General features: G+C 41.6%; 14 protein-coding genes. 9 read left to right on the top strand and 5 right to left on the bottom strand.

Annotated elements, in window-relative coordinates:
- Positions 1-285: 285 nt before the first annotated feature.
- Together thiD and fabD are read left to right on the top strand one after the other, a co-directional pair.
- Positions 286-1,122, top strand: a complete 837-nt coding sequence (thiD, locus tag HMPREF9009_RS16400) for a bifunctional hydroxymethylpyrimidine kinase/phosphomethylpyrimidine kinase (protein WP_049702737.1) — start codon at positions 286-288, stop codon at positions 1,120-1,122.
- Positions 1,123-1,172: 50 nt separating this feature from the next.
- Positions 1,173-2,060 carry an ACP S-malonyltransferase gene (gene fabD / locus HMPREF9009_RS16395; protein WP_004316407.1) on the top strand — a complete coding sequence of 296 codons (888 nt, stop codon included), beginning with the start codon at positions 1,173-1,175 and terminating at the stop codon, positions 2,058-2,060.
- Between the two features lie 90 nt (positions 2,061-2,150).
- Here the strand turns inward: fabD and HMPREF9009_RS16390 are convergent, their stop codons facing one another.
- Positions 2,151-3,212, bottom strand: a complete 1,062-nt coding sequence (locus HMPREF9009_RS16390) for an IS110 family transposase (RefSeq protein WP_049701432.1) — start codon at positions 3,210-3,212, stop codon at positions 2,151-2,153.
- Between the two features lie 446 nt (positions 3,213-3,658).
- Here HMPREF9009_RS16390 and sucC point away from each other — a divergent pair, with 446 nt between their 5' ends.
- Both sucC and sucD read left to right on the top strand, forming a co-directional pair.
- Positions 3,659-4,789, top strand: coding sequence for an ADP-forming succinate--CoA ligase subunit beta (sucC, locus tag HMPREF9009_RS16385; RefSeq protein ID WP_022200160.1), 1,131 nt, complete (start codon positions 3,659-3,661; stop codon positions 4,787-4,789).
- 32 nt (positions 4,790-4,821) lie between these two features.
- Positions 4,822-5,682 (top strand): succinate--CoA ligase subunit alpha, encoded by an 861-nt coding sequence (gene sucD, locus HMPREF9009_RS16380; protein WP_049702736.1) that lies wholly within the window; start codon positions 4,822-4,824, stop codon positions 5,680-5,682.
- Positions 5,683-5,786: 104 nt separating this feature from the next.
- On the opposite strand, the gene HMPREF9009_RS16375 is transcribed toward sucD, so the two are convergent.
- Positions 5,787-6,524, bottom strand: coding sequence for a DUF4396 domain-containing protein (locus HMPREF9009_RS16375; RefSeq protein WP_049703356.1), 738 nt, complete (start codon positions 6,522-6,524; stop codon positions 5,787-5,789).
- A gap of 136 nt (positions 6,525-6,660) precedes the next feature.
- On the opposite strand from HMPREF9009_RS16375, the gene HMPREF9009_RS26010 reads away from it, so the two are divergent.
- Positions 6,661-6,834 (top strand): hypothetical protein, encoded by a 174-nt coding sequence (locus HMPREF9009_RS26010; RefSeq protein ID WP_165450474.1) that lies wholly within the window; start codon positions 6,661-6,663, stop codon positions 6,832-6,834.
- Between the two features lie 62 nt (positions 6,835-6,896).
- On the opposite strand, the gene HMPREF9009_RS16370 is transcribed toward HMPREF9009_RS26010, so the two are convergent.
- The 3 genes from HMPREF9009_RS16370 to HMPREF9009_RS16360 form a co-directional block, all read right to left on the bottom strand.
- Complete coding sequence (locus HMPREF9009_RS16370; protein WP_008022467.1) at positions 6,897-7,142, bottom strand: RNA recognition motif domain-containing protein; 246 nt, start codon at positions 7,140-7,142, stop codon at positions 6,897-6,899.
- Between the two features lie 411 nt (positions 7,143-7,553).
- Positions 7,554-9,056, bottom strand: coding sequence for a glutamine synthetase family protein (locus HMPREF9009_RS16365; protein ID WP_049702735.1), 1,503 nt, complete (start codon positions 9,054-9,056; stop codon positions 7,554-7,556).
- Positions 9,057-9,123: 67 nt separating this feature from the next.
- Positions 9,124-9,930: a DUF4846 domain-containing protein gene (locus HMPREF9009_RS16360; RefSeq protein WP_049702734.1), complete on the bottom strand. Its 807-nt coding sequence runs from the start codon at positions 9,928-9,930 to the stop codon at positions 9,124-9,126.
- Between the two features lie 124 nt (positions 9,931-10,054).
- Between HMPREF9009_RS16360 and HMPREF9009_RS16355 the strand changes: the two genes are divergently transcribed.
- The 4 genes from HMPREF9009_RS16355 (at position 10,055) to HMPREF9009_RS16340 (ending at position 14,141) form a co-directional block, all read left to right on the top strand.
- Complete coding sequence (locus tag HMPREF9009_RS16355; protein WP_049702733.1) at positions 10,055-10,768, top strand: DUF169 domain-containing protein; 714 nt, start codon at positions 10,055-10,057, stop codon at positions 10,766-10,768.
- Between the two features lie 359 nt (positions 10,769-11,127).
- A complete protein-coding gene (locus tag HMPREF9009_RS16350) occupies positions 11,128-11,637 on the top strand; it encodes a hypothetical protein (protein WP_049702732.1) in 510 nt (169 codons plus the stop codon).
- A gap of 13 nt (positions 11,638-11,650) precedes the next feature.
- Positions 11,651-12,586 carry a DUF362 domain-containing protein gene (locus tag HMPREF9009_RS16345; protein ID WP_004316874.1) on the top strand — a complete coding sequence of 312 codons (936 nt, stop codon included), beginning with the start codon at positions 11,651-11,653 and terminating at the stop codon, positions 12,584-12,586.
- A gap of 7 nt (positions 12,587-12,593) precedes the next feature.
- Entirely contained in the window at positions 12,594-14,141 is a 1,548-nt protein-coding gene (locus HMPREF9009_RS16340; protein ID WP_049702731.1) for a 4Fe-4S binding protein, read from the top strand.
- The last annotated feature ends 219 nt before the right edge of the window (positions 14,142-14,360 follow it).

Genomic DNA, 14,360 nt, shown 5'->3' with positions numbered 1-14,360 from the left:
AAGAACCATGCTATAAAACATTGTTTTTCATATAAATACATATCATACATTCTACAATATGAATAGTTAGTGTTATCTTACGAATTACAATATGTATTTTAGTATTTCCACGGGTGAGTAATTGTATAAAGTACAAAAACTAGATGGACGCTTTATTATCAGTACTTTTCATATCTTTTCCAACAGACACCCGGAAAGGTACTTATTGTATTTTAAACGATATGTCATTTTGTACCTTATCGTTTTTTATTCTATCTTTGTCGGGTAAATATTAAAAAATCTAAAATGGAACGTCATCCAGTCATTTTATCCATTGCCGGCTCCGATTGTTCGGGAGGCGCAGGTATTCAGGCAGACATAAAAACAATCTCGGCTTTAGGAGGCTATGCAGCATCGGCCATTACTGCTATCACCGTACAAAACACACTGGGGGTACGTGCCGTACAGTCCATTTCTCCGGATATGGTTCGTGGGCAAATAGAAGCCGTGATGGACGACCTGCAACCGGTTGCCATCAAAATAGGAATGATAAATGACATTCAGATCGTTCGTGTAATTTCCGACTGTCTACAAAAATATTCGCCTGCATACGTCGTTTACGATCCGGTAATGGTGTCTACCAGCGGAAAGAAACTTATGACAGATGAAGCGATAGAAGAAATCAAAAAAGAACTTTTACCGCTTGTCACACTAATCACCCCTAATATTGATGAAGCAAAAGTACTTACAGGTAAAAGTATTCACAACATTCAGGATATGCAGACCGCTGCCAAAATGCTGACGGATGATTATCAGACTAATGTCTTACTAAAAGGCGGACATCTGGAAGGAGACAATATGTGCGATCTTTTGCATACGTCCGAATTTATCTACCATATATATGAGGAGAAAAAAATAGAAAGCCATAATCTGCATGGAACGGGATGCACCCTCTCTTCCGCTATTGCCACCTATCTTGCCAAAGGCTACCCCATGCGAGAATCCATCCAGCATGCGAAAACATATATCACTCAAGCCATTATCGCAGGAAAAGAATTGAATATCGGTCATGGTAACGGCCCTTTATGGCATTTTCCGGACACCGTTGCACAAATGTGTACTTTTTGTGCGGTTGTATCATAAAAATACGTAACTTTGCACCCGCAATTAAAAATCAATTAAATAATAAAAATATGAAAGCATTTGTATTTCCCGGTCAAGGCGCTCAATTTGTAGGAATGGGTAAAGACCTGTATGAAAACTCAGCTTTAGCAAAAGAATTGTTCGAAAAAGCAAATGATATCCTCGGATATCGCATTACAGATATCATGTTCGATGGCACAGACGAAGATCTTCGTCAGACAAAGGTTACTCAACCTGCCGTTTTCCTTCACTCTGTTATTTCTGCTCTTTGCATGGGCGACGACTTCAAACCGGAAATGACTGCCGGCCACTCACTTGGTGAGTTCTCTGCATTGGTTGCTGCCGGTGCATTGAGTTTTGAAGATGGATTGAAACTTGTGTATGCACGTGCAATGGCTATGCAGAAAGCTTGCGAAGCTACTCCTTCCACCATGGCTGCTATTATCGCATTGCCGGATGAAAAAGTAGAAGAAATCTGTGCAGCAGTAAATGCAGAAGGTGAAGTTTGCGTACCGGCCAACTACAACTGCCCGGGACAAATCGTTATCTCCGGCTCTGTACCGGGTATCGAAAAGGCGTGCGAACTGATGAAAGCTGCCGGAGCCAAACGTGCTCTTCCGCTGAAAGTGGGTGGTGCTTTCCATTCTCCATTGATGGATCCTGCTAAAATAGAACTGGAAGCTGCTATCAAAGCTACCGAAATACATACTCCTAAATGTCCGGTATATCAGAATGTGGATGCGCTTCCTCACACTGACCCTGCAGAAATCAAAAAGAACCTGGTTGCCCAATTGACTGCTTCCGTACGTTGGACACAATCAGTAAAGAATATGGTTGCTGACGGTGCTACTGATTTTACAGAATGTGGCCCGGGTGCCGTACTTCAAGGATTGATTAAAAAGATTGACGGTACTGTCAATGCTCACGGTATTGCATAAATATCCGTAAGACAGACTTCATCTTTAAATGATATAGAGCGTGTTGGTAATAGTTGCCAACACGTATTCTATGTTTCTATCCAAGTCATTTTATGAGTTTAACATTTTCTTAACATCGGTAAATTTAGCATTGTAAAACATGTATGTTTTTGGGTCGTAATAGACCTTCTTTCGCACAAGAGCCACAATAATCCTGATGAGTTTGTTCTTGACATTGTTTAAAGCCACTTGTGGCTTTTTACCACGCCCAATCAGTCGGTTATAATACTCTCTTATCTCTGGATTGAATTTTTTTGCACAATGAGCAGCCTGTCCCAGCAAGGATTTTATGAGCTTGTTGGCGAAATGGCTTGTTTTAGCCGGCGAGTGGATACTTGTGCCTGAATCTTTTCCAAACGGGGCAACACCATAATAACAGGCTATTTTGCGTGCGTCCAGGTCAAAACGTCTGAAGTTGTTGGTGAAGATAAGCAAACAGGCTCCGTTTTGACGTGCAACGCCTTTTATCGAAGTGATGATAGCATAGTTCTCCTTAAGTTCGGCATCACTTTCTATGATGCGGTCTATCATCAGGTCGCATTCCTTGATGGCATTATCAATCTCAGACATTAAATGCTTGCTTTTGCGCTTGATAAAACTGATAGCCTTCGAGGGTTCGGCGGCTTCCTTGTCTTGCTTTCTAACATCCATGGCAATATGTTGCTGTACCAATTTATGCCGGTAAAGAAACACCTCACGAAGTTGTGACAGCGATTCGCTAAGCGGCTCAAACAGGACTGCCTTGTCTTGATGTCTCCAGGCGTACTCTGCGATCATGGATGAGTCGGTCTTGTCACTCTTGACACGTTGGATTCCGCTACTATGCTTGATGGAATAGGCATTCTCAATCCATATGTCAAGGCCTTTGCCATACAGCCATTTGCTCAGTCCCAGACTACATGATCCGGTGTCCTCGCCACAGAATAACCACTCGTTCTCCACGGACTTGTCCGCATTCGTTTTGACCCATTTGAAGAACTGTCGATAGCCCTTTTTGTCGTTTGTGAACGTGCCGTATTCCCGATTACCAAACTCTTTGAGTCCACAAGCCTCGATGATGGCTGCATCGAATTTCTCTTTGGCAAAATCTATGCCGATAAATAGTTTCTTCATATCTTTACATATCTTTTTTTCAAGACTGATAAAAAGCTGTTTTTTACTCTAAACTCTAAATAGGCTCGTAGCCTTAATATTCTATCGGAGTTTTGCAGCTTGGCGGGGAGAGACCGTAACGCGGGATAGTCTCAAAGGACTTGCTTTTTTCTGGATTCCTCTCCCTGCCTGTCAGTCTTCTTCTTCATACAACAAAGATATTAAGACTGACATTGCTTCAATAAGTTCTCGGAACAAATTTATCTGCCACGCTTGGTATTATTAAGATAAATTTTCCACTCTCTTATCTTGCGACTGCAAACTTAGAGCTTTTTTTTATATGAAAACCATAAATGGAATACAAACGAACATGTTGTAAAACACCCTGAGACTTTTCTTTTCCGGCAAACTTTCCGAATCTTTCTTTTGTTTTTATTATAGGAATCATTTACTCAAATTTATGAGCCATGAAAATACATGAATATCAAGCGAAAGAGATTTTCTCCAAGTACGGAATACCTGTCGAGAGGCACACTTTATGCCGTACTGCCGCAGGCGTCCTGGCTGCATACCGGAGGATGGGAACAGACAGAGTGGTTATAAAAGCACAAGTACTAACCGGAGGCCGGGGAAAAGCCGGAGGAGTGAAACTGGTAAACAATACGGAAGATGCTTATCAGGAAGCCAAGAACATTCTCGGAATGAGCATTAAAGGTCTTCCAGTCAATCAAGTTCTGGTCAGCGAAGCGGTTGATATTGCTGCAGAATATTACGTCAGTTATACCATCGACCGGAATACACGTTCTGTCGTTCTGATGATGAGTGCATCCGGTGGTATGGATATTGAAGAGGTAGCCCGTCAGACACCGGAGAAAATCATCCGATATTCAATCAATCCGTTCATTGGCCTCCCCGACTATCTGGCAAGGCGTTTTGCTTTCACTCTCTTCCCCCAAATGGAACAGGCAGGTAAAATGGCTGCCATCCTTCAGGAACTTTATAAAATCTTTGTGGAGAATGACGCGTCGTTAGTGGAAGTAAATCCGCTGGCACTTACAAAGAAAGGTACGTTAATGGCCATTGACGCAAAGATCGTTTTTGATGACAATGCGCTCTATCGGCATCCGGAGATTCATGCTTTGTTTGATCCGACGGAAGAAGAAAAAGTGGAAGCAGATGCCAAAGATAAAGGATTCAGTTATGTTCACATGGACGGCAATATCGGTTGTATGGTAAATGGCGCCGGACTTGCCATGGCTACTATGGACATGATTAAACTTTATGGCGGTCAGCCTGCTAATTTTCTCGACATCGGTGGCAGCTCCAATCCTGTCAAGGTTATTGAAGCAATGAAACTCTTATTGCAGGATGAGAAAGTAAAAGTGGTCCTGATTAATATTTTCGGTGGGATCACTCGTTGCGATGATGTAGCAATGGGACTTCTTCAGGCATTCGAGCAGATAAACAGCAATGTCCCGGTCATCGTCCGGCTTACAGGCACCAATGAACATATCGGACGGGAACTGTTACGGAATTACAGCCGTTTCCAAATAGCCACAACGATGAAAGAGGCTGCTCTTATGGCTCTGAAAGCATAATACGTACCAAATCACTAAAAAATAAAGCAATTATGAGCATACTAATAGATAAATCCACCCGTTTGATTGTGCAGGGAATCACTGGCAGAGACGGGCTTTTCCATGCCAAGAAGATGAAAGAATATGGAACCAATGTGGTCGGGGGTACTTCTCCGGGTAAAGGAGGAACAGATGTGGACGGAATCCCCGTATTCAACACCATGTATGATGCTGTCGAGCAGACAAAGGCTAATACCTCCATCATTTTCGTTCCGGCACGTTTTGCGGCAGATGCTATCATAGAGGCAGCGGACGCAGGCATCCGTATCATAGTCTGCATTGCAGAAGGAATTCCCACACTGGACGTGATTAAGGCGCATCGGTTTGCCGAACAAAAAGGCGCCATGTTGATCGGGCCTAACTGTCCGGGACTTATCTCTCCGGAAAAAAGCATGGTTGGCATCTTACCAGGACAAGTCTTTTTAGAAGGAAATGTAGGTGTCATCAGCCGCAGCGGAACACTTACTTACGAGATTGTATATCACTTAACAGCTAATGGAATGGGACAATCTACCGCTATCGGCATCGGGGGCGATCCTGTTGTAGGGCTTCACTTTCGCCAACTGCTGGAAATGTTTCAGAATGATCCGGAAACAGAAGCAATCGTTCTGATTGGAGAGATTGGAGGAAATGCGGAAGAACAAGCAGCTGAATATATCCGTAATAATGTAACTAAACCTGTGGTTGCATTTATTGCCGGCCAATCAGCTCCTCCGGGAAAACAAATGGGGCATGCAGGCGCTATTATTTCGGGAAGTTCCGGTTCGGCAAAAGAGAAAATTGAATCTTTGGAAGCTGCTGGCATCCGGGTAGCACAAGAGCCTTCGGATATACCCAAACTATTGAAAAAATAACCTCCAAAAGAGAAATAAAAAACAGAAATAGTAATATTACAGATGCAGATTCACTCAAAATAAGTAATTTCATACTTATCGCTTTAAGTGAATCTGCATTTATTTTACATACCTTTCTTTATACCTAATTTTATAAGAAGAGCATTCATCGGATAAGCGCAGAAGAAACCGAAAAGCATAGCCAACTGCATCATAAACCAGAATATCCATGTATCTTTGGGCAATGGCTCATTGATGAATAGCACAAAATAAACAATTGCCATCCAACCGTACATTCCTACCTGCCAGGATAAAAGAGAAAAGAAATCTGCTTTGAAAGCGCGAGTCAGCGCGTTCCCCACAGAGATTTTTTCCATTTCCCGAATCGCATAAAACTGAAAATAAACGCCAATAATCAAAGCCAATACAAAATCAAGTACCCAATTCCCTACAAGTTGACTGCCTGCAACAGTTACAGGAACATAATTCGTAAACCACTCTCCTATGATATCTGCCAATGTGCAGCCTGCGCCACAATGAAGAGCCGACAAAGCTACCGATTGCCAATAAGGACGCCTCATCTCTCCCATTGACATATCCATCCCCTTCATATCAGGCATATCCATATCTTTCATGTCAGACATGCCCATCCCTTTCATCCCGTCATCCTCCATCTTCATCGGACTGCTCCGTCCGAACTTATTATACGCCCATAAAGCTAAATAACTTCCCCACAATGCAGATAATATCCAAACTGCATTCATTATTTTCATTGATTGCGGACGATGTGTCAGGTCTATGGCAATATGTACTGCTATTCCGATACCTGAACAGACTAAGAATACGGCTATTAAATTAAGCATGATTGTATGTTTTAAAAGATTCAGACTACAAAACATACTTTATTTGCGAATAGTTCAGCCCACTACTTTTTAATTTTGCCTGTCGAACTATTCCACACACGAGTTGTTATCATTTCATAATCAAAACAATAAAAATATGAGCAGACGTAGACAATTAGAGCATGAAGTATCTGTTGCTCAAGAAAGAATAAAGAAAGCCGCAAAAGATACACCGAAGGATATCCTGAAATTATGGAAACAAGAGCTGGTAGACCTGGAATTGGAACTCAATAATATGGTGGATGATGAAGAAGATAATAATGAGGATTAACAGAAGAAGGGCGCGCTAGTTTCCTAGTGCGCCCTTCTCTATTACTGTCTATTTATTCAGTATTAGTTCTTTGGCAATGCTTCTTTCACTACCATTGAACGACCTACATATTCTGCACCGTTCAATTGTTTGATAGCGTTGTTAGCTTCTGCATCATCCGGCATTTCGATAAACGCAAAGCCTTTTGATCTTCTAGTTTCACGATCTGTGATTAACTTTACTGAAGCAACTGTTCCATACTCTTCCATTACATTTCTCAAATCCGATTCCTTAACATTATAGCTAAGATTTCCAATGTACAAATTCATAAAATACAAATATAAAAAATTAATAATTCAATAAGAAAGTTTTAGGAAGATCTTAATTAGAAATGGATATGCTCAAATAAATGAGAAGATTCACGTAAAAAAATCAAATCGTAATAAACCTCTTTATTGTTGTTGGTACAAAGGAAAGCATTATTTGGAGATAATGCACTATACTCCCTCCTTTTTCTTTTCTCAAAACATCTTTTTTATGAAAATAGGCCAATACTTAACGTTTAAACTCTATTATATCAAACTATCTGCCACCAATCATCTGATTAGCCTTCTATAGTTTCTTTGTTATAAGCTCTTTGAAAAACAAATACTTATAGTTAATTCTGCATCAGAAACTTAAAGGCTACCTTCTTTGAAACAGAAGATAGCCTTTATTATATACCAATTTACGTTTGCAGATTAGCCACAATGGAAATACTTATGTACGAGATCTAACATCTCCATCGGCTTTCCTTCCAAATCCGCACGCAACGTTTTATCTTCGTAACTGCGAAGTCTGCGGATGATACCATCAATCATTGCCGGACTAAAGACATTATATTGTTCAAATATTGCCCGTTGTTGTTGCAGGCAATCAGCAGAAGCCTCACAGCTATCCGGCAGTTGTGCCAGTGAGTTCAGTTTATCTTCATTCTCTTTCTGATGGATATTCACATTCACATACGTCTTTTCAGCGATATCCAGCGCATTTTCAATCTCAAACCCATGACGGCAGGCAACAGCCAAACCGGCCAACAGTTGATACAAATCTGCCGAACCATCCGGAGAACGCATTTCTACAGTCTGCTTCTGGCTGGTGTCAAAATGGCTTTCGGCTTCCAACGGATTGGCCAATGTACACATATCTGTTTTTGCGGCCCATCCTAATGGTACACGTACTAATACGGAACGGTTACGATCTCCCCAGCAAACATTGGTAGGTGCCTCCTGATGAGGAACAAGACGGAAATAAGAAGTAGGATTGGTATTTCCAAAGGCAGTGATTGAAGGAGCAAGCACCATCATTCCGGCAATTGCTTTACGCGCTGTTTCCGACAAGACGCCGTCTTTCAACATTTGGTTCTTTCCGTCTTTCATGATACGCATGTGTACGTGCAAGCCCGATCCTGCCTTACCAGCTGTTATTTTAGGAGCAAAGGTCACATTATATCCATATCTGTATCCCAGATTACGAATCACCCATTTGGCAATCATCAACTGATCTGCCGCCTGCGATACAGGAACCGGCAAGAACTCAATCTCATTCTGCTCATAAATATAGCCATCCAGCGTAAAATTACCCACTTCGGAGTGTCCATACTTTATTTGCCCGCCTGTCTGTGCGATATAAGACATACATTGAGTACGGAACTCATTAAATTTAGCGTATGGGCCCGATTCGTGATAACCACGTTGGTCGGTTGCCTGAAACATACCTGTATCCGGAGCTATTACATAATATTCCAATTCGCCCATTGCCTGAAATTCCATTCCGGTAACTTCTGTAAAAGTTTTGCTTGCTTTGTAAAGGGTGTGTTCTGGTGCACTTTCGAGAGGTTCGCCGTCTTTGTTGAAGAAAGAGCAAAGCATAGACAGCGTCGGAATCTCGGCAAACGGATCAACGAATGCAGTGCAGAAACGGGGAATCACATAAAGGTCACTACTGCCCGCTTCTATGAAAGAAAAAAGACTGGAGCCGTCTACCCGTTCTCCACAAGTAAGAATAGCTTCCAGATAGGCTTGATTGTTGATGACAAAGTTCAGGGTTTTCAGACGACCGTCTCCCGCCGGATACATGAAATTGACCATGCGGATATCTTTTTGCTGGATAAATGAGATAATGTCGGCTTTGGTAAACTCTGAAGTTGGCTTTTGAAGGAATGCTACCAACTGGTTAGCATTCATTGACAAATCTTGATTCATAATCGGTTGTTTTTCGTTGTTGTATGATTAAAACGGTTTGTTAAATGCCAAAGATAACGAAAAGATTCTACTCCTTAAAGCGTTTTAAATCTTTCCGGCTAAAAATCCATTCCGGAGTATATAGTTTCCCCGCATCCGTTTCCGCCAATTCATACCAGGGGGAAAGGCTGCGACTGACAGGATTTACAAGAATATGAATCTGTTGTGCAGGCATATAGCTCTGCGCCAACAGGAATACTTTCTTTTTGGTAACCGGATGAACAGCAACATCTACAACAATGACTGCATGTCCGGGTGAGCCCCCTTTAATAAACACATCACCGGGTTGCAAAGAAGTATAAGACACAGCCTGAAGCTCGCGGGATAAAGAAGCCGTTCCGGCATACATAAAGACCATATCGAGATAGTTACGGAAAGTTTTATAGGAATAATCCACTCCTTTGCCCGCAGCATACCATTGCACTTGATTGCCGCTGACTTTTATCCGATTTCCTTCCGCCCATTTCTTATACCCGGCAGGGAAACCATTGGTGAAGTTGAATTTTATTTCTCCATATCGTTTATGTTTCCACAGATATTCCGCCCGCAAACGCATTACCGCATCGGCACACTGTTGCAAATCACGGTTACCTATCTCTATATCGATTACAGCGTAAGCTGCAGACTGATTCGATTTTTCTTTTCCATTATAAAGCATCACTTTACTACCTTTCGGCATCAAAGGCAAATTACGTAAGTAACCTGTAAACGAATGATCGGCACAAGCCTCCCTGACATATCCCGTCGGAGGAGCGATTCTTGTAGCAACCGTTTCTTGTCCCCACAATTGCAGGGATGTACAAAGTAACCCTATATATATTAGTAAATACTTCATAACGCTTCTCTTTATATTCTGTTCCGGACAAATATAAGTAATTATTGTTTAAAAAGAGGATGAATGTCTATTTTTATTTTAACTTTGTACAAAGACCTACATACATAACTAAAATTGAAAAGCTATGGACATCCAAACATTTATTCAGAACTTCAAGGAGGCATTCGGAGAGAATGCCGAATTACCTCTTGTATTTTGGTATTCGGATATACTGGAAGGAACAACAGAGAAAATTAACGGTTGCTTCTTTAAGGGTATGAAGACTGTCAGAGAAGGTGGCACTATCAGTTTGAATGCAGAAAATATCGGTTGCGGTGGCGGCAAATTCTACACAGGTTTTACAGAAATGCCTGAACGCGTACCGACTTTTGTCTCACTAAAAGAACGATATAAACAGACTCCGGAAATGGTCGTTGAATTCATACGGCAAATCGGAGTGCCTAAAGCTGAAAAGAAATACCTTCATTTTGCCCGTATAGACAAAGTGGCAAGTCTGGAACAAATAGAAGGCGTCATGTTTATCGCCAATCCTGATATGCTTTCCGGACTGACTACATGGGCTTACTATGATAACAATGCCGAAGATGGTGTCGTTTCCTTATTCGGTTCCGGTTGCAGTTCCATAGTGACACAAGCCACTCTTGAAAACCGCAAAGGAGGCAGGCGAACATTTATCGGTTTCTTCGACCCGTCGGTGCGTCCGTACTTTGAAGCGGATAAGTTGAGTTATACGATACCTATGTCCAGATTCAGAGAAATGTGTGGGACTATGCGCCAAAGTTGCCTGTTTGATACGCATGCATGGGGAAAGATCCGGGAAAGAATGGGCGCCGAATAAGGCAAAAGTACAAACCAAATAGTTTCAAAATATGTTTCAAGCTTTGAAACTGTTTGTTTCTCGGTGTGAAACGAATGGTTTCAAGCGGTGAAACAAACAGTTTCCCGTAGTGAAACAAAGTGTTTCAAATAGGCTTGAAACTTTTCTGTCCCATTTTTAATATCATAAAGTAAATGCTTAAATTAGTTCGTATTATAAGTTGTTATTCAAAACGCAATGAAGCCTCCTTTTTTCTATTAACTAATTTTAGACAGTTACTTTAGCAAATAGTTCTTTGTCCGGATTAAACCTTTCTAAAAGAAAGAAGTCTAATTTTTAGGAAATTATCGTTCTATTAAACTTTAAAGTTATCAACGAAAATGGAAACATCTGCTAAACTCTATTCACTGAATTACAGCAATGTAAGAACTTACCTCTTTGCCCTGCTATTTGTGGCGGGCAACATTGCACTTCCACAAATCTGTCATCTTGTACCATACGGTGGCCCTACTTTATTGCCGATCTATTTTTTCACGTTGATCGCAGCTTATAAATATGGCTTTCGTGTGGGATTACTGACGGCAATTCTTTCTCCTGTCATCAATCACCTGTTATTTGCAATGCCTTCGGGAGCTGCACTCCCCATTATATTGATAAAATCCGCTTTACTTGCCGGTACTTCCGCCTTGGCTGCACGAACACTGAAATCCGTTTCTTTATGGGCTATTCTCGGTGTCGTTCTCTCCTATCAGATTATAGGAACTGCTTTTGAATGGGCATTCATCGGAAATTTCCATGCAGCAGTGCAAGATTTCCGCATTGGTATTCCCGGTATGTTAATTCAATGGTTTGGTGGCTACGCCCTACTGAAAGCGATTGCAAAACTCTAAAGTAAAAACAAAAATGGACAGAAGGGACTTTTTAAAAACAGTAGCCATAACCGGTGCCGCATTGAGTATTCAGCATTCGGAGGCAATGGAAATATTAACCCAGACTATTAATAATACGAACGGAGGCAATCCGGACTTGGTAGCCGTTATGGGTGGAGAACCGGAAGCTATGTTCCGCCGTGCTATCAGCGAACTGGGCGGTATGAAACAATTCGTAAAACCGGGACAGAAGGTGGTCGTAAAACCTAATATCGGTTGGGATAAAGTGCCGGAACTGGCAGGAAACACCAACCCGCAACTGATTGCTGAAATCGTGAAACAATGCTTTGCTGCCGGAGCTAAAGAAGTGACCGTATTCGATCATACTTGTGACGATTGGCAGAAGTGTTACAAAAACAGCGGCATCGAAGCGGCGGCAAAAGCTGCCGGAGCAAAAGTAATGCCTGCTCATTTGGAGTCTTATTACAAGCCGGTAAACCTACCCAACGGTCAGAAGATGAAGAAAGCAAAGATACATGAAGCCATCCTGAATTGCGATGTATGGATCAATGTTCCCATCCTGAAAAACCACGGGGGTGCCAATCTGACTATCTCAATGAAAAATCACATGGGAATTGTCTGGGATCGTGGATTTTTCCACCAGAATGACTTGCAGCAATGTATTGCCGATATCTGCACACTGCAAAAGAAAGCTGTGCTGAACGTAGTGGACGCTTATCGTATCATGAAAACCAATGGTCCGCGAGGACGTTCTGCCTCGGATGTCGTATTAGCGAAAGGACTGTTCATTTCACCGGATATTGTAGCAGTGGACACGGCTGCCGCCAAATTCTTCAATCAAGTACGTGAGATGCCACTAGATACTGTGGGACACCTCGCTAAAGGAGAAGCACTGAAAATAGGAACCATGAACATTGACAAGCTGAATGTCAAGCGAATTAAGATGTAAAATAACAATGTTAAGAAGGCTACGTATTGGAATATCAGCACTTTTATTTGTGCTGATTTCTTTCTTTTTTCTCGATTTTGCAGAAATATTACCGAACAGTTTTCATCGGCTGGCACATTTGCAGTTTGTTCCAGCTGTCCTTTCACTAAGTATAGGTATCTTATTATTTCTCACCGTGTTAACGCTCTTGTTTGGACGCGTTTATTGTTCTACAATTTGCCCTATGGGTATTTTGCAGGATGTCATTGCACGCATTTCAAAATCAATAGGGAAAAAGAAAAAAAGATATAGTTACAGTCCCGCAAAAAATAAATTGCGTTGGGGCATACTCGGGCTGACAGTAATCGGGTTTCTATGCGGATTTACATTTATTGTAGGCCTGCTCGATCCATACAGTGCGTATGGACGTGTAGTAGTGCATATATTCAAACCTATCTACATGTTGGGGAATAATCTGTTGGAATCTGTCTTTTCCAAATTCGACAATTATACATTTTATCAGGTAGATACCTCTGTTTTAAGCATTTCTTCTCTTCTCATTGCTGTTATCACTCTTGCAGTTATTTTTGTAATGGCATGGAAACACGGGCGGACATGGTGCAATACGGTTTGTCCCGTAGGAACAATATTGGGATTATTGAGCCGCTTTTCATTATTTAAGGTCCGTATCGATACTGCGAAATGTAATGGATGCGGGCTTTGTGCTACTAAATGCAAAGCCTCCTGCATCAATAGTAAGGAACATGCCATTGATTATAGCCGCTGCGTAGATTGTTTCGACTGCCTGGGAGCATGCAAGCAAAAGGCATTGGTCTACAACCCTTCTTTAAAGAAACAACAAGCAAACGTAGAAGCCCCTGTACCATCATCACCGGACACGGATTCATCCAAACGCCGCTTTTTGGTTGCCGGTCTTGTTACTGCCGGAGCTGCTCCCAAACTCCTGTCCCAAGCCAAAGAATCTGTTGCTAGACTGGAAGGCAAAAAGGCATACAAAAAGGAGAATCCAATCACTCCTCCGGGCTCTATCAGTCGGGAACACTTTCAACAGCAATGTACATCCTGTCATCTTTGTGTCAGCAAATGCCCCTCTCATGTTCTGCAACCTGCTTTTATGGAGTATGGTTTGGCAGGTATAATGCAGCCGACCGTTAGTTTTGAGAAAGGATTTTGTAATTTTGACTGTACTGTTTGCGGAGACGTTTGTCCCAATGGAGCAATTCTTCCCATAAGTGTAGAGCAAAAACATCTTACACAAATGGGATATGTTGTTTTTATCGAGGAAAATTGCATCGTTTATACTGATGGAACCAGTTGCGGAGCGTGCTCCGAGCACTGTCCTACACAGGCTGTGGCAATGGTACCATATAAAGACGGATTAACGATCCCTCATGTAAACAAAGAAATATGCGTAGGTTGTGGAGGATGCGAATATGTTTGCCCTGCCCGTCCATTCCGCGCTATCTATATCGAAGGAAATCCAGTGCAAAAAGAAGCAAAACCTTTTAAAGAAAACGAAGAACATAAAGTGGAGATAGACGATTTCGGATTCTAATCAGCCCCCAGTGCTGGTGTAAAGATTCCATCCATATATTTGTGCTCTATTGTGATATATTTAAATGCGGATAACAAAACTTTATACTTACGCAATTAAAGTTCCATGTTATCCGCATTTATTGTGTTCTATGGATAACAAAAAACTACTTATAACGTTCTCTTAAAAAAACTATTCATTATATTCCTCCTACTTTCAATAAATTCACTAAATTCGTGG

Origin of the sequence: Bacteroides sp. 3_1_13 (assembly GCF_001185845.1) — a bacterium.
Lineage (GTDB): Bacteria > Bacteroidota > Bacteroidia > Bacteroidales > Bacteroidaceae > Bacteroides > Bacteroides xylanisolvens.
Note: the sequence above shows the minus strand (reverse complement) of the source record. Positions and strands in the feature narration are given on the sequence as shown.